This is a genomic window from Bifidobacterium sp. POST2/T3 (B1) (assembly GCF_058197115.1).
This window is the reverse complement of the sequence record NZ_JBVPQK010000034.1, coordinates 1-15,764: the sequence shown is the minus strand read 5'-3', so window position 1 is coordinate 15,764 and position 15,764 is coordinate 1. Positions and strand designations below refer to the sequence as shown.

13 protein-coding genes are annotated in these 15,764 nt (G+C 57.0%); 4 read left to right on the top strand and 9 right to left on the bottom strand.

The annotated features are described in order from the left end of the window. The 6 genes from AC0AP0_RS03130 to AC0AP0_RS03105 all read right to left on the bottom strand — a co-directional run. Positions 1-284, bottom strand: a 284-nt coding sequence (locus AC0AP0_RS03130) for an AlbA family DNA-binding domain-containing protein (protein WP_490429354.1), incomplete at its 3' end; no start/stop codon positions are given. A 214-nt stretch (positions 285-498) separates the two neighbouring features. Next, positions 499-2,007, bottom strand: coding sequence for a sensor histidine kinase (locus tag AC0AP0_RS03125; RefSeq protein WP_490429353.1), 1,509 nt, complete (start codon positions 2,005-2,007; stop codon positions 499-501). Continuing rightward, positions 1,995-2,726, bottom strand: a complete 732-nt coding sequence (locus AC0AP0_RS03120; protein WP_490429352.1) for a response regulator transcription factor — start codon at positions 2,724-2,726, stop codon at positions 1,995-1,997. Before AC0AP0_RS03120 ends, AC0AP0_RS03125 begins: the two co-directional genes overlap by 13 nt. Positions 2,727-2,860: 134 nt before the next feature. Then, positions 2,861-3,685, bottom strand: coding sequence for an ABC transporter permease (locus AC0AP0_RS03115; RefSeq protein WP_490429351.1), 825 nt, complete (start codon positions 3,683-3,685; stop codon positions 2,861-2,863). A gap of 1 nt (position 3,686) precedes the next feature. Next, positions 3,687-4,544, bottom strand: a complete 858-nt coding sequence (locus AC0AP0_RS03110; RefSeq protein ID WP_490429350.1) for a lantibiotic immunity ABC transporter MutE/EpiE family permease subunit — start codon at positions 4,542-4,544, stop codon at positions 3,687-3,689. Beyond that, positions 4,541-5,236: a lantibiotic protection ABC transporter ATP-binding protein gene (locus AC0AP0_RS03105; RefSeq protein WP_198207916.1), complete on the bottom strand. Its 696-nt coding sequence runs from the start codon at positions 5,234-5,236 to the stop codon at positions 4,541-4,543. The genes AC0AP0_RS03110 and AC0AP0_RS03105 overlap by 4 nt, the downstream gene beginning before the upstream one ends. Positions 5,237-7,574: 2,338 nt before the next feature. Here AC0AP0_RS03105 and AC0AP0_RS03100 point away from each other — a divergent pair. Then, entirely contained in the window at positions 7,575-9,350 is a 1,776-nt protein-coding gene (locus AC0AP0_RS03100; RefSeq protein ID WP_490429349.1) for a GmrSD restriction endonuclease domain-containing protein, read from the top strand. A 461-nt stretch (positions 9,351-9,811) separates the two neighbouring features. On the opposite strand, the gene AC0AP0_RS03095 is transcribed toward AC0AP0_RS03100, so the two are convergent. From AC0AP0_RS03095 to AC0AP0_RS03085, 3 genes are read right to left on the bottom strand one after another with little or no spacing between them, the layout of a single operon-like run. Then, a complete protein-coding gene (locus AC0AP0_RS03095; protein WP_490429348.1) occupies positions 9,812-10,567 on the bottom strand; it encodes a hypothetical protein in 756 nt (251 codons plus the stop codon). A 1-nt stretch (position 10,568) separates the two neighbouring features. Further along, positions 10,569-11,345, bottom strand: a complete 777-nt coding sequence (locus AC0AP0_RS03090) for a multidrug ABC transporter permease (protein WP_490429347.1) — start codon at positions 11,343-11,345, stop codon at positions 10,569-10,571. After that, complete coding sequence (locus tag AC0AP0_RS03085; RefSeq protein WP_490429355.1) at positions 11,345-12,364, bottom strand: ABC transporter ATP-binding protein; 1,020 nt, start codon at positions 12,362-12,364, stop codon at positions 11,345-11,347. Before AC0AP0_RS03085 ends, AC0AP0_RS03090 begins: the two co-directional genes overlap by 1 nt. Positions 12,365-13,139: 775 nt before the next feature. Between AC0AP0_RS03085 and AC0AP0_RS03080 the strand changes: the two genes are divergently transcribed. From AC0AP0_RS03080 to AC0AP0_RS03070, 3 genes are all read left to right on the top strand, one after another. Continuing rightward, the gene (locus AC0AP0_RS03080; protein WP_490429346.1) at positions 13,140-14,210 is read left to right on the top strand and encodes an iron-siderophore ABC transporter substrate-binding protein; all 1,071 of its coding nucleotides are present in this window, start codon (positions 13,140-13,142) and stop codon (positions 14,208-14,210) included. Positions 14,211-14,256: 46 nt separating this feature from the next. Continuing rightward, positions 14,257-15,306: a FecCD family ABC transporter permease gene (locus AC0AP0_RS03075; RefSeq protein ID WP_490429345.1), complete on the top strand. Its 1,050-nt coding sequence runs from the start codon at positions 14,257-14,259 to the stop codon at positions 15,304-15,306. 2 nt (positions 15,307-15,308) lie between these two features. After that, positions 15,309-15,764 (top strand): iron chelate uptake ABC transporter family permease subunit (locus AC0AP0_RS03070; protein WP_490429344.1); only part of this gene is annotated, 456 nt, incomplete at its 3' end.

The following is a 15,764-nucleotide window of genomic DNA, read 5'->3' as shown; positions in this document are numbered from 1 at the left end:
ACCTCGGGATACATCTCTTTGCCCTGTGCCGTTACCGCCTTTTCCAGCTCCTGCGCGTCATGGACGCCGACAACCTCAAATCCAAGACTTTCATCCAGCCCGAATACGATGATGCCGCCCTCGTTTTGGTTGGAAAACGACGACAGCGAGTCATACACCTTCGGAGTCCCCTGGCTGGCGGCTTTGACTTCTATCGATTGGCCTTCGCAACCCTTGCGCTGAATCGAACGCACAACCTCCTCCAGCGACAGATCGTTTTGTTCAGCGTCATCTGATTGTTGCATACAGGCCCCTACAAATTGATAATCTCTGTTATCTTTATCATACAGATTTACTAAAGAATGGCAAACTTTAGTAATTGATTACTAAAATGATTACTAAAAAATTGAAGTTTTTATAATTATCGGCCCATGGTCAACACTATTTCCGGATCTTTATCAATGTGCAATTCTTAACCGGACACGGAGTTTGTAGTAACCGATATTCACCCTGCCCCAGTCACTGCACTGGCAAAGATACAGTGACTACTGCGCCCTGGCCACTTGCTGCATTGGCCAGGGTCAGACGGCCTCCAACACTCTCTACAGTCGACCGCGCTGCAGCCAGACCGATGCCATGGTGGCCGCCGGAGCCGTGCCTACTGCTATCGGCCTGATAGAGCCATTCCGTGGCATGGGCTAGAGCCCGGCTGCTGAATCCTGGACCCTGGTCACGCACGGTCACCACCAAATCGCGCCCGCCCTCCTGGCCATCCTCCAGCCTCCAGGTCAGCGTCACCAGGCCTTGGTCCGGAGAATAGTCAGCCGCGTTGGCGACGATATTCATGATCGCCCTGGCAAGGTCAGCATCATTACCGGAAACCCGTCCGGCATCGGAACCCAGGCGGTCATCCCTCTCGAGTCGCAGACCTCGAGCATTGAGGTACCCCTGGGCCTGGTTGTCGACCATATCTCTCAAGGCAACTGTCGTGACCCCGGATCGCTGTGAAGCGGTGCCCACGGAACCCTGGCTGATGGCTTGGGCATAGTCGGCCATCTCGCGGATGGCATCCTCAATGGAGTCCAGGTAGGACTGCTGCTCCTGGCTGAGCCCAGTCTCCCCCAGCAGGTCCGCGTTGCCTCGCATGATGGTCAGCGGTGTCTTCAGGTCATGTGCCAGGGCCGCCACCTGCCGACGCTGGGACTCCTGGGCCGTCCAGGTCTTCTCCAGCGATTCCCTCAACGTGACGCGCATCCTGTCGAAGGACCCCAGCACCCGGTTGATCTCCAGCACGTTGCTACGGGGCAGTGAGGCATCCAGATCCTGCCGCCCTATATCGTCAGCCACCTGGTTGAAGACCTTGAGCTTGGATGATATGACATGGGCCGCCCGCAATCCGACCGACAAGAGGGTGAGCAGCAAAGCAACCCCGTAAGATGCCAGCAGAAGATTCTGAGGATTGGGATAGCGGTCCCGGGTCTGCCTCGATGCCCACTGCGGCTGAACCCGATAGGCCAGGACGCATGGCCGCCCATCGGCTGTGGCATAGACGACGTAGGTCGCGTCCGGCTTTTCACGAGTGGCAAGGGGCCGTCCCGTCTTCTTTGTCTGCTCTTCCGATGGCTTAGATGCCCTGTGCTCCCGATGGTCGGTAGCCAGCTGGTCGGCCTCGCTGGCCATGCCGCCCGTCATATCTCCCCCAGTGGGACGCCCTTGATCGTCATAGGTCCGGTACCAATAGGCGGCGGGAATCATGGATTCGTCAATAGCGGTCGAACGGCCGATGGATTGCCCGACCTCCTCCAGATGCTGCTCGCCATAGTTGGCCCAGAAGAAGTCGCCCCTGGCCCCCAGGTTTATCCAGACCATATAAATGCCGGCGAACAGCAGAGCCAGAATCAGCAGCACGTAGAGAAAGTACCTGATGATCAGCAGAACAATGGGCATTCCCTTGCGGCTTTCCCAGCTCTTGCCGTCGGGGCTCTGCTCCCTGGACGACTCGAGCACACCGTCGGTCAGGCCACCCATTGGTAACCCACCGACCATATGGTCCTGATGGGGTCCACCCCCAGGGCCTTGAGCTTGCGCCGGGCATTACTCAGATGCACTCTGACCACAGCCGTGACATCGCTGCCCGTATCATCGGCGGCCGGATCATCCTCTGCGGCCAGGCAGGCCTCCCATATCTGCATGGGCGCGTAGGCCCGCCCCGGGTGCTCTGCCAGCAGGGCGCATATGCGGTATTCCGCATCCGTCAGATTGGCGTTGCGCCCGTCCACCCTGATCTGCCGCGCCTGAAGGTCCATGTCCAAGGGGCCGAAATGCAGGAGCGGGCGCCCGCGCCGACTGCCCCAGGACAGCCGAGCCCTGACCTTGGCTCGAAGTTCTGCAATGCCGAAAGGCTTGCGTATATAGTCGTCGGCGCCTAGGCCATAGGCCAGGACCGCGCTGTCTTCATCGGTTTTGGCCGTCAGGAAGATGATCGGGCAGGACACCCGTTCCCTGATGGCAGCCAGGAGCGCAAAGCCGTCCATGTGAGGCATCATGACATCGCAGAGGATTAGATCGACCGAGGACAGGTCCATGCTTACGACTTCACGCGACTCGTTGACTACGGTCACGGCATAGCCGTCCTTGGACAGGGCAGCCATCAGCAGGGTGGTGATCCTTGGATCGTCGTCCACCACCAGGATGGAAGCCCGATGCTGATCGCTCCCAGGGAAACCTTCGGCGTGCACGTCAGCCACGATTGGCTCCTTTTCTGCGCTTGCCGACTCGGCCCAGCCACTTTGGAGAATGAACACCTTGTGGGCCAGGATTCTTGCAAGCCTGATTTCTTGCAGGACGGTTTTCTTGCTAACCGGGCACCCTGCGGCCCAGTCTAATCGCTGACCTTACGCCGATCCTCGAACCTGCCGATCCAAAGCAGGAGGGCCAGGCCCAGGGTCAGGGTAAAGACCAGGCAGGGGACCAGATTATCCAGAGCCGTCACGCCAATTGAAGCACGCAGACCCTCCCCTCCCGGCATAGCCAAGGCCAGAGCCTGCTCAATCCCCAGGGAGCCGAACCTGGTAGGCCAGGTGAAGGGTATCCACTGGCTGATCCCAGGAGTGCTCCCGACACCGGACAGGGTGCGGCCGTACAGGCCATTGAAGAGGCCGCCGAGGGAACTGATGGATATCCCAGTGCCGAGGACCCCAATGGCGATGGTCGCGTTTCTGCCGAAGCGCAGGGCCAGAGCGATGGAGAAGAGGTAGAGGCAGAGGGAGCCACCTGCCATACCCAAGGTGGCGAGCGCGACAGCCGAGATCGGCGCACCCAATCCGCCGGTCAGAGCCATGGGCAGGCAGTATGCCAGCGCCGCCAAGGCAAGAGCCAGCAGACCCAGCAGCCAGAGCACAAGGATCTTGGCTGCCAGACCCAGACGGCGGCTGGGAATCCCCAGAAGGTTAGCCATGTCGCCGGCATCCCGCTCAGTCTCGATGTTTATGGCAACGACGATGGCGGCCATCAGGGGCATGAAGGCGCCCAGGACCTGAAAGAAGGCATCGGTCTCCAGCCCGGGGTCATAGGGGGCTGCGGCGAAGTAGGCGCCGCAGACGAGTCCGGCCGCCAGTCCGCAGACGACATGGATGGCGATAAGCACAGATCCGTGCAATCGCACGATTTCCGAGGCTACGACACGGCCAACTGTCATCCCAGTCATGTCAGTTGGTCTCCTTTCGTGAGAACCAGATTCCCGTCAGGACGGACAGGAGCAGGAACCAGACCAGGCAGACCACCAAGGCCGTCAGACTCTGCCCGCCGAAGACAGACAGTGCAGCCTTGATCGGACTGTTGTCTTCGGTCTCCAGCGGCACTCCATCAGGCATGACCTTCATGAAAGGCACCGGCAGGTTGATCATGGCAGCGGGCGGCAGGAAGGGCCAGAGCCGTTGGTTCCCCCAGAAGGTGATCGAGACCAGCAGGTCCGCCATGTAAGGCAGGCCGAATCCGACCAGAACGCCGAATCGGGCGGTAAGCGCCAGTCCCGTCGGTATCATCCAGGAGCATGCCAGGACCAGCATCAGGGCGCTGACTACGAAATCAACTATGGAGGGGCCCTGGACCCTGGAGACGGCGACCATGACTGCCGAAAGACCCAGAGCCAGCAAGGTAGCAAGGCCGACTAGAAGCAGACAGTAGACGATCTTGGCCCACCAGACCAGAACGGGCGCTGCAGGCAGGGACAGGGTGGTCCTCCACCGTTGCTTTCCGTCGATGTTGGCCACGGCAACGCTTATCAGAGCAGTCATGGCCGGAAGGAGCAGAACATACCAGTAGTTGACCCAGGAGGGCATCCAGATGTGCAGTCCGAACGCGAAGCAAGCCACGATGACAATGAGCACCAGAGGGAAGGCCAAAGCCATCCGCCTAGGCGCAGCCGATCTGCCCTTCATGATCTCCGCCGCCAGAACCCTGCCAAAGGAGATGCCTCCTCCCCGCGTTCTAGCCTTTGTCACAACTCGGTCGTCTGAAGTAGCTGTATCCTGCTGGACGAGTTCGTTGGCATTCCGCTCGTTCATCGCGACCTCCTGAGTACGTCCATGAAAAGCCCCTCCAGGTCCTCCCCGGCGTGCAGTTCATTCTCATAGGCCAGGCGACCATCGGCGATGATGCCGATATGATCCGCCAGGATTGACACCTCGGAGAGGATATGGCTGGAGACAATCACGCTCATCCCCTGCTGCGGAAAGCTGCGGATCATTCCCCTCAACTCCTCGATCCCCAGCGGGTCCAGCCCGTTGGTGGGCTCGTCCAGGATCAACAGACGGGGTCTGGTCAGGATGGCGTTGGCTATCCCCAGGCGCTGCTTCATGCCCAGGGAAAACTGTCCAGCCTTCTTGGAGCCCGTATCGCTCAGTCCGGCAATGGAGAGCGCCTGGTCGATCCGCTCATCGGGCAGGCCAAAGAGGGTTGTGCGCACCTTGAGGTTCTGGCGGGCCGTCAGGTTGGGGTAGACGGGCGGCTGCTCGATCAGGGCGCCGATGTCGTAGAGATCCCTGCGCGACCAGGGGTGCCCGTCCAGAATCATCGATCCGCCAGTAGGGTGCAGCATGCCTGTAACCATCTTCAGTGTGGTGGACTTGCCGGCCCCGTTTGGGCCCAGGAGCCCGTAGACTCCGCCCTCAGGCACATGCAGGGACACTTGGTCGACGGCCCGCTGTCCGTGGCCGAAGACCTTGGTCAGCCCCTCGGTCCGCAATATGTAACGCATGGTCAGCTCCTATTCGTTTCCGTGTGGCAGGAGCCAGACTAAAGACCGAAAATAAAGAAAGATAAAGGAGTCGAAACGGATTCTCACACCATCATTAAGCCAAATCAATCATGCCGTTCCTGCTGGCTTTACCAGACTGATTGATTTAATCGTTTTCTGTTCAGCTCAGTAAATAAATGCTGAGATTGTAAATAAGTACGGCCTAGCCGGTACCTTCATCTATCTATCAATATCGCACACACAGGAGCGCCTGGAGTACAAGGAATGCCGTACCAAGGAGAGCCGACCGGGCAGAACTGTATAAGAGCATCTGAAGAATAAGCGATGAGTTACGAAATTCTATGCACGGCTGGGATTTCAAGTCCTATGTTGTTGGGCTGCTCTTCTACTAGTTCTCATTTAGTTCTCATCAGAAAATCTGACGACTGTCTTAATGTAGCCGAATACACGGCAGGCAATGGAAGTACCATTATACATAGCCGTCCGAAAAACAGTCAGGACTCGGAAGCAACGACACTGTGGTGGAAAAATGGTTTCGCATTAACCCCTCTGATCTGCTCGCCAATATCAAGACTGACCTGCGCCCACGGGCAAGGTTCTGTATGAGCTTCTCCACCCGTTTGCTGCTCCACTCCCGTTAGACCTTGAGTCTTGTTTCCTCGGTCTTAATTTCCGTTTCTTCGGAACGAAGGTTCAGAATGCGCTTTGCGAGTCGAGAGAGGACTTAAACACTCCTTTATCTGTAAGCTGCTGATATGCTGTTCGCCATTGTCGGTGTCGTATAAGATCTACACAGTCTCCTCGTCCGCTTGGATCTGGTCGGCAAACCGGATGGTCTTGGTGCTAATCTCGTTAAGCTTCATCCCTGCCTGTTTTCTGTTCTTTAATGAGCTGTTCCTCAACGTTGTCACCAGGGACGGCCACAGTGACGTGGCGATTGTCTCCAGTCAGACCTCTCGCGAAGGCAATTCCATTCCCCTTCAGCTTTTACGCGATGCTGATTCTTAGCGCAAGTTTCATGCGACTTCACTTCCGCTTTCCTTGTATAAGCGAGGAAAGCGGAAGTGTCTCCCTTCACTACATGGACACTCGGAAGACGTTCTCTGAGTATTTCTCAACAGAATTTTTGAATCGTTTCCACACCGCCCCAATTAATTCGTGTCCTGTCTTGAAGTCCTTGGCCCCAGCCGGACGATTGCGCACCAGCGAGCATGGTAAGCGCTACTACTGGATTTCAACGAGATGAAAGAATGCTCCGCTGATGTGTTCGAAGTTCATTCTGTCTGAGCTTCTCCGCAGAATCGTCGTTTATGTTGTATTCCGTATCCTCGCAGAGAGCCTCGTCGAGCAAGCAGTATTGACGGGCGTTTCTTACTGTCCGTCGATTCCTTGGCGGCACTGGATTTAATGAGCGTAATGCCGGGCTCTCTGCTAACATCAACTTCGGACGTGGTCCGCGTGTGTGTAACTTATCTCGATTGAGAAAAGCCTCAATTCAATTGGGCGTTGAGACTTCTTGCGGCACCCGCACCTGAAAACGAGCATGTAAACACTGACCGGAGTCCGTTCACGGAGAGAAAGGCTCCATTCTAGATTGAGGCGTTCCCATTCATCGAATCGCCGTAACGTATCCAGTCGCTCGTCTGCAGGTGTGAGCCACCGCTGATTACACAACGCACCATGTGGACGGGAGCGGAACCGCAGATACGAAACAGATACTAATCACATCGGCAAATCTGCCATACCGTGAGCAAGAGAGGAACATCGAACTCGGGACGCTGATTAAATCAGAGCGTACAGCGGAACAACTTGAAGAAGCGATAACGTTGCTTATCTTCAAAAGGATATTCAAAAAAGTATGGTACAAGGAAGCGATGCCGTTATCTAACAGTTTGATGAATAAACAGCGGCATGCCAATATGTCGTAAATACGAGGAAATAACACCAGACTTGAGGAAATTGTCGGAAAGTACCTGTTCTTGAAAGGTTACAGGTACAGCAAAAATACAGCAAATATCCCCGCTAAACCGAATATCATTCTTTCGAAATAAGATATGTTATTCTAGTAGACAGTTTTCCTAGCAGAGGCATGAGGATGCAGATACACGACAACGAGGTCCAACGCCGTCCACGGAACACGAATTCCGGCAGAAAAAGTTTGATTATAATGTTTCAAGAGAAGGGAAAGTGCAGAAGCAGCTGCAGATAGACATCTGGAATGTGCCGATTGTACGGAAATGTTAATTTTTCAGAAAAATGAACCGTGAAGATAAACTTCAGCACCTCGAGCAAGAAACCAGAGGGATAAAGATAAAAAGAAGAAAGGACAAAGACACCGATGAAGACAAATGACAGGCAGCTTACAGAACTCTTGAAGAAAGTGGACAGCGGTGCTGCTCAGCTTCCTGACTTCCAGCGTGGTTGGGTCTGGGATGATGGACGCATTCGATCACTGATTCTAAGCGTTATCCACAACTTTCCCGTTGGCGCTGCGATGTTTCTTGAATATGGAAATGAGAGTATCCATTTTAAGCATAAGCCAATTGAAGGCTCACCAGCAAATCCAAAGACGGAGCCGGATGAGCTTATCCTCGATGGTCAGCAGCGCCTAACATCTCTTTACAATGCACTATACAGCAGACACCCAGTTCACACGAGGACAGATAAGGGTAAGGAGATTGACCGCTATTATTACCTGAATATCGCTAAGGCACTCAATCCGGAGTCGGACGACGAAGAAGTTGTGGTTTCTGTTCCTGCCAATAGGCAGATTACATCGGACTTCGGCAGAAAAATCTCAACAGACCTTACCACGCGTGATCAGGAGTTCAAGAATAAAATGTTCCCGCTAAATATCATTCTTGATACTTCCGAGGAACAGAATTGGCAAAATGGCTACTATGCGTATCACAGCTATGACACTGATGTGATAAAGCAATTCACAGAGCTGTTCTCGAAGATTATTCAGCCGACGCAGCAGTATCAGATACCGGTTATCCGCCTTGACAAGGCTACGCCTAAGGAAGCTGTGTGCCAGGTCTTTGAGAACGTCAACACCGGCGGTGTCTCACTTACGGTATTTGAACTTGTTACAGCAATCTTTGCAATGGATGATTTCCCGCTCAGAAAAGACTGGGAGAACAGAAAGGAGAAATACTTCTCCGGCGACCTGTTGTCGAAGGTTACAGCGACTGATTTTCTGACAGCTCTGACCCTACTGTCATCGTTTAAGGCCGGAGGAACTGTCAGCTGTAAGAAGAGGGATGTGCTGTCCCTGAAACTTGATGAATATAAGAAATACGCCAATAATCTGTGCGAAGGCTTCTCAATTGCCGAAAAACTACTGATGGAAGAGCGAATCTTCTCAAACGATGACCTTCCCTATAGTGCTCAACTTATTCCGCTTTCCACTATCTGCACTGTACTCAAGGACGGAAATCGGATTCACAGGGTTACTGTCAAGAACTTGGTCAAGCAGTGGTACTGGTGCGGAGTATTCGGCGAGCTGTATGGATCAGCAAATGAAACGAGATATGCGAATGACATTGTCCAGGTCGTGAAGTGGATTGATGGCGGAAAAGTTCCGAAGACCGTGACGGATTTCTATTTCAATCCGATGCGTCTGCTCGGTCTGCAGTCCCGCCAGTCGGCCGCTTACAAGGGTGTGATGGCACTCATACTAAAGAACCATGCCCGCGATTTCATTTCTGGGGCAGAAATGGACTTTTCAACATTTTCGAATGAGAAGATAGACATCCACCATATATTCCCGAAAGACTATTGCATCAAACAGAGGTATGACAAGCGGCAGTGGAACAGCGTCGTGAACAAGACGCCCATCTCCGCAAGCAGCAACCGTGAAATCGGCGGATACGCTCCATCTGTCTACCTCGGTAAGCTTGAGAAAAAGGGCTCGGTGACGACGGCCGACCTTGACAGATATGTCGAATCCCACTGGATTAACCATGATCTGCTCCGGGCGGATGACTTTCAGAACTTCATCGTAGACCGCGCAAAGAAACTGCTGCATGCCATTGAAACAGCAACTGGCAGGCCAATATCCGGCAAGGATTCGGATGAGGTGCAACAGGCATTCGGTGCGGCATTGAACTGAACGAATACAGGCTATCCTTGCATTCCTCAAGGGTAGCTTGTATTTTAATTTCTCTCTGTGTTCCTCAAGAATTTCAGAAAGGGCTCGTTAAGGAGTCGGCAATGGGCGAGCCATAAAAGTGGGAAGCCGAAAATCGAACTGCATTTCATAATCTGACCCCCACCACAGCAGACAGTGACAGACGCAAATTCCACATATTTACGTACTTTTCACGCTACTCATACACATGCTATCCCTGAATCAGGAATAATGTCTTACTAGTCGAACACCTGAGCCAGAAATCAACAGAACGGTTCATGTATCAGACTCTCAAGAAAGGGACCGGCAGACAGACGAAAACGTCGGCATTTTCGGGCTCGCCCTGGAGGAAAGTAGGAGGGCATGTGTGCACTGTGCACAGTTTAACCTACCTTTTAAATCCGGTCACGGGACAGCCAATTGCCGCTGGCTTGATCACAACCTCAGGTAGGCCCTGACCGTATTCTGCGCAGGGCCGCTACAGAGGCCGCTAGACCGATGGCTATCTCCACCAGCCCCCTGATGACCTCGGCAAGGAGGACCGCCGTCCAGGATAGGCCATAATCTTCCACGGCCTGGACCGTGACCCCCAAGGGGAGGTTGGTTGCGAACCGACGAAGTGGGGCCGGGTAGGCTTCAGCGGGCACGACCACACCCACAGCCACCGGGAGTAGGACAGTAACCGCATTCAGCGGGGCGAAGAAATCCGCAGTCAGCAGGCCGAGGCCACCCACAAGGAGTCCCAAGGCCAAACCTGCAAATAGGGCGGTGGGCAGGAGGCTCAGGGCCCGGAGAAAATCGGACGGGCTGTGTCCGACATTCAGGACCAGGGTTCCGGCCAGGGCGACCAGCCCTGTGAACGAAGCAGCCACCACACCCGGAAGACCCAGGCCAATCCAGTAGGCCAGGTCCATCGGACGGCGTATCAGGACCTGCGAGATGATTCCCTCCTCCCTGTCCATGGTCATACCGCTTGCCATGACAGTCGCCACCTGGCAGGCTGCAGTCACCAGACCACCGGCGTATCCGATGCGAGCCAGGGCCGGGGAATTCAGGCTCCCTCCGAGCATGAGCTGGCAGGCCACGTCCAGAATGGGGACAACGACCAGGGATACCAAAAGGGCCAGGGGCCGGCCAGCAGGCATGGAAGAGCGCCAGCTGACATTGGCGACGGTGAGCATCCTATGAACCCAACTCACGTCAGATCACCTCGATTGTGCCGTCACGCCGGGCTCTGGCCTCGGAAATGCTGGCAAGGCGGGCGGCCAGGCTGATCCACAGGAGTAGGGCCACCAGCCAGCAGGCCAGGTCCCACCAAAGGATGGAAACCCCTGGATCGGATGCAATGCCACCTGCCTTCATGATGGACAGGGCAGGCCGGGTGGGGATCAGATTCTTCAACCCCTCCCCCAGGTCAATCGTTCTCGTCGGACCCTCGAAAACCCCTGACAGGGCCATACAGGGGACAAGGACCAGGCCTTCATAGGCCGTGGCATAAGGGGTCATGACGAAGAGACAGGCCACAGCCAGGGCCATGACCAGGGCTCCCAGCCAAATCAGGGGCACCCCCAGGACCAGGACCGGCCAATGCTCCCCCAGCTCGGTCGGCAGGAGGGCACCCGGCCCTGGAATCAACCAGGCCACACCGGCTAGAGGAAAAGCCAGCAGGCCAAAGGTGGCGGTTGAAGAGATCAGGGCAAGGATGGCAGGCCGGAGGCCGGACCTGCTGACCATGAGATGAGCCAAGGTCCCTTTGCGCCGTTCGAAACCAATCAGACCTGCGGCGGAGGTGCAGGAGGTCCACAGGCCCATGACGGCCGAACGGAGAAACCCCTGGTAGGGATCGGATCCCCAGGCCCTGACTCCCAACCGTTGGACCAGGCAGGCTGAGAGGGTGGCTACCAGGAGGATCTCAATGAAGTAGGTGGTTCTGGTGTATTCGCGCAGTTGGAAGGCGGCCTCCCTGAGCATCCTCATCAAAGATCCGCCTCCGCGCCTGGACGGGCGGCCAGGGCCAGGAAAGCGTCCTCCAGACCTGCGGGCCTGACCATGAGGTCCGCCGGGCAGTCGAGAGATCGGTCCGCGAAGAACCGGGCCATTTCTCGTCTGAGACGGGTCGGCTCTGCACCGGCAGGCCCCGATCCCTCCTCCGAGGCTCGCTTCCAGAGGATGGATACCATCCAGTTGGGGCCTGATGGCCGTGTGAGGACCACGCCGCGCCGGCCGACCCAGCCAATCAGGATACCGGGGTCGGCCAACTGGTCCGGCCTTAAGGTGAAGGAAGCCACCCAGCCCACGTCGGCGAACCGCCGGACGACCTCCAGGGATCCATTGACCAGGATTCTGCCCGAGTCGATGACCGCTATGCGGTCGGCCAGTTCCTCCACCTCCTCCATGCCATGGCTGGTCAGGAGGATGCCCACCCCCGAATCCGCCACCGAACGGATCAGGCTGCGGATTCGCAGGGCCACGCCCGGGTCCAGGCCACCAGTTGGTTCGTCCAGGAGGAGGAGTCTTGGGGAGCCTAAGAGACTCCTTGCTATGTGGAGGCGCTGGGTCTGACCCCGCGAGAGCTCATATACTGCATGGCGCTCCTTACCGTTCAGACCCACCTCCTCCAAGACACGGCCGATTTCGCTGTCCCTCCGCCGGTAGGGCACATCTGCCAAGTCGGCGAAGAAGCGCATATTGGCCATTACCGTGGCCCTGGGGTAGAAACCCCTGTCCCCACCGAGCACCAGCCCCAATCTCTTCCGGGCCTGGCTCGGATCGGCAAGGGCATCCACCCCGTCCACGCTCACCTCGCCACGAGTAGGGGTTAGAAGTGTGGAAGCGATTTTGACCAGGGTGGTCTTGCCGGCCCCGTTCAGACCGACCAAGGCCTGTATCTTTCCCCGGTCCACCTTCAGGCTGATGTCCGATAGGACTGTGGGAGGCCCCTCCCTCCGCCTACTTCGCCTTCCGGCGAAGGACCGCCAGACATGTGAGAGGGCCAGGGCCGGACTGTCATCGCCTCCGGCCTGCGGATACCTGCAGCTTTCACGTCTACTTATGTTGAAATGCTTGATGAAATCAATCAAAATTAGATGCCGTTTCCGTGCTCTGTGTCTACAAATCCATGCGCACCCAGACCGTGATCGAAATCAGGATCGAACCAATGCGGTCCGGAGTACCACGAGAGACGCCTCATAGGGGCGCCAGACCGGGCATAACGGAATCGCCGCCCCTATGGGCGGCTTGAACCAGCGGGCCTACAAAGCCTAAAGGGCTTCAGAGGACCCTGCCCGGGATCAGCTTCTCGCAAAGGAAGCCGGCAGTCATATGACTTCACCATCCACTGATAATCAAAGGTCGCAGGGAATCGGGACCGCAAGGGCCCATCCCCATGCATGTATCCAGGCTCCCGCAGGAACCCGCTTGCCACTATACACCGGGCCGGGGTATGGTTCCCCGGCCAATGATGACAATCGCAGAGGACCGCCTTTATGCATCACGTCCAGTGTGAACCCGTCTGAAAAACCTTGATATACGCCGCACAGAAGTGGTTGGGAACCGTGTAAGGAGCAGCAGAGAAGACTGGGGTCATTAGGCTACCCATGCCCTTGATCAGAAAGACGCTGGGATCGGCATTTGCCTACCGCCTTTGCAGATGCTCCGTTTAACACATGCAACCAGGGAAATCAACTCTTTTCTTCCCGTCGCGCCGATGCTACATCTGGTGTCTGGCTCTGGTGCACCATGCCAATTCGACAGCACGATCAAAGGAACCACATGCACATTCGACCATTCCTTTCCCTCACTCGATTCAAGCGCACTATCGCAGTCATCCTGGTGCTGGCAAGCGCCCTGTTCTTCCTGGGAGCCTGCGGGTCGGGCTCGCAGGCAGGCCAATCCGGCCAGCCAAAAGCCTCGGAGGAGCAAGGCTCCTTCCCCATCAAGATCGACCACGTCTACGGCACCACCTCCATACCCTCCAAGCCCAAGCGCATCGCCACCGTCGGATGGGCCACTCCCGACAACCTCATCGCCTTGGGGGTCGTGCCGGTCAGCATCCAGAAGAATGCCTTCGGCAAGACCGTCGATGGCGGATACCTGACCTGGACCAAGGACGCCCTGGACGCCATGCATGTGAACAAGGCGGACATGCCCAAGCTGCATGACGAATCGGACGGCATCGATGCCGAGGCCATCGCCGCATCCAAACCCGATCTGATCATCGGACTGCTCTCCGGCATGACCAAGAAGCAGTACGACACCTTGAGCAAGATCGCGCCCACCATCGCCTATCAGAAGGTTGCCTGGGGCGACCCCTGGCGCAAGGTCATCACCGCCACGGCCCAGGCCATCGGAGAACCCGAAAAGGGCAAGAAGCTAATAGCAGACCTAGAGGAGCGCATCGCAAAGGCCGGAGAGGCCCACTCAGCCATCAAGGGGAAGACCGGGGCGGTCATGTACTTCGATGCCTCCAAACTCTCCAAGTTCAGCGTCTACACCACCTCAGACGCCCGGCCGCAATTCCTGAACGACCTGGGACTGGAGACTCCGGAGTCCATCAAGGAGGACTCCAAGGGCACCAAGGACTTCTACAAGGAGATCTCCTCCGAGCATGCCGACAGGTACAAGGATGTCGACATCATCGTCACCTACGGCACCCCGGACCTGCTTGAAGCGATGCGCAAGGACCCCCTCCTCTCCAAGATTCCCGCAGTCGAGCGCGGATCCGTCGTGGTCATCGACAACGACAGCGAGATGGCCAACGCCCTTGACCCCTCAGCCCTGTCCATCCAGAAAACAACCGATACCTACGCCGGGCTTCTGGGCGAGGCTGCCGCCAAGATCTGATTCGGCCCCGCAGGGAAGGGTTGGAAAAGGAAGAGGGAGCGCCGATATGAGGTCAGAAATGACACCGCGCCCTGATACTCGACAGGCCGTCATGCATCGCAAGAGAACCGGACCCATGGTTTTGTCCGGGCTGATCCTGGCGGCTTGTCTGGTCATAGTCTGCGCCCTATCCCTGGTATTCGGCTCCCGTTCCGTCAGCCCTTCCGACATCCTCCACGCCCTGTCCGCCTCCTCGGATGACATCGCGGTCTCGGCCATCCGCCTAAGAATCCCCCGCACCGTCCTCGGTATCCTGGTCGGTGCCGGGCTCGGGGTGGCCGGGACCCTGATGCAGGGCATATCCCGCAACCCGCTGGCGGACCCGTCGATTCTAGGCTTCAACACGGGGGCAGCTCTTGCAATCGTCTGCTCCATGGCCTTCTTCTCCCTTTCAACACCAGCCCAGTATGTCTGGGTGGGATTGCTGGGCAGCGCGATGACCGCACTGGTCGTCTGGGCTATAGGATCCCTGGGTCCATCCGGCCCATCGCCCCTGCGGCTGACCCTGGCCGGTGTCGTGATCAGTTCTGTACTGGGGTCCCTTACCTCCGCCATCCTTCTGCCGCGCGTCAACGTCATCAGCTCATATCGCTTCTGGCAAGTGGGCGGAATCTCGGGCGCCCGGTTCGACCTCATGATGTCGGTCCTGCCTCTTCTTGCTCTTGGGCTGCTGCTCGCCTTCTGCCTGACGCCCGGAATCAACGCCTTGACCCTGGGGGACCAGATGGCCGAAGGGCTGGGGATGCACGTCGGACGTGTCCGCAGCCTGGCCTGGCTTGCGGCTATACTCCTCTGCGCCTCCTGTACGGCGTTGGCGGGTCCGATTGGCTTCGTCGGGTTGGTGGTCCCCCATGTGGCACGACTGCTCATAGGACCCGACTACAGGCGAATCATGGCCCTGAGCATCCTCATCGGCCCCCTCCTGGTGGTTGGTGCCGACGTGGTGGGCAGGATAATCACCCGTCCATCCGATGTGGAGGTGGGCATCGTCACGGCACTAATTGGAGCTCCCGTATTCGTGGTTCTGGCCGGGCGCAGAAAAACCACGGAGGTATAGGCATGGATGCTTGTCTCCTTCATGATTCGGGTAAACCCGATGCGATGACCGACCTGCAGCGGATACGACGGGCCCATGCCATTCGTTCGCTGACAGTTACCGTCCTACTTGTGATACTCCTGGTCGCTCTCGCACTGGCCGATCTGGCCCTAGGACATCGCGTCTACTCCATGAACGACCTGCTTGGAGCGGTTTGGGGGCGGTCAGACGAAGGCACCAGGTTCGTGATTCTCCAACTGCGCATGCCCCGGACACTAATTGGCTGTGTCGCCGGCATCGCATTCGGCATGGCCGGGATTGGTTTCCAGCACCTCCTGCGCAACATGATGGCCAGCCCGGACATCATCGGCATTACTGCCGGAGCCAACACTGCTGCCATCGTCGGCATTGTCGTATTGGGTCTGTCGGGCATGCCTCTGGCCTGCCTGGCGGTCATGGGTGGTCTCCTGACAGCCCTC

Excerpts from the sequence above, each read along its gene's own strand:
- AC0AP0_RS03125 (WP_490429353.1), bottom strand. The coding sequence starts at position 2,007 with ATGGGTGGCCTGACCGACGGTGTGCTCGAGTCGTCCAGGGAGCAGAGC.
- AC0AP0_RS03115 (WP_490429351.1), bottom strand. The coding sequence starts at position 3,685 with ATGACTGGGATGACAGTTGGCCGTGTCGTAGCCTCGGAAATCGTGCGA.
- AC0AP0_RS03110 (WP_490429350.1), bottom strand. The coding sequence starts at position 4,544 with ATGAACGAGCGGAATGCCAACGAACTCGTCCAGCAGGATACAGCTACT.
- AC0AP0_RS03105 (WP_198207916.1), bottom strand. The coding sequence starts at position 5,236 with ATGCGTTACATATTGCGGACCGAGGGGCTGACCAAGGTCTTCGGCCAC.
- AC0AP0_RS03100 (WP_490429349.1), top strand. The coding sequence starts at position 7,575 with ATGAAGACAAATGACAGGCAGCTTACAGAACTCTTGAAGAAAGTGGAC.
- AC0AP0_RS03090 (WP_490429347.1), bottom strand. The coding sequence starts at position 11,345 with ATGAGGATGCTCAGGGAGGCCGCCTTCCAACTGCGCGAATACACCAGA.
- AC0AP0_RS03080 (WP_490429346.1), top strand. The coding sequence starts at position 13,140 with ATGCACATTCGACCATTCCTTTCCCTCACTCGATTCAAGCGCACTATC.
- AC0AP0_RS03075 (WP_490429345.1), top strand. The coding sequence starts at position 14,257 with ATGAGGTCAGAAATGACACCGCGCCCTGATACTCGACAGGCCGTCATG.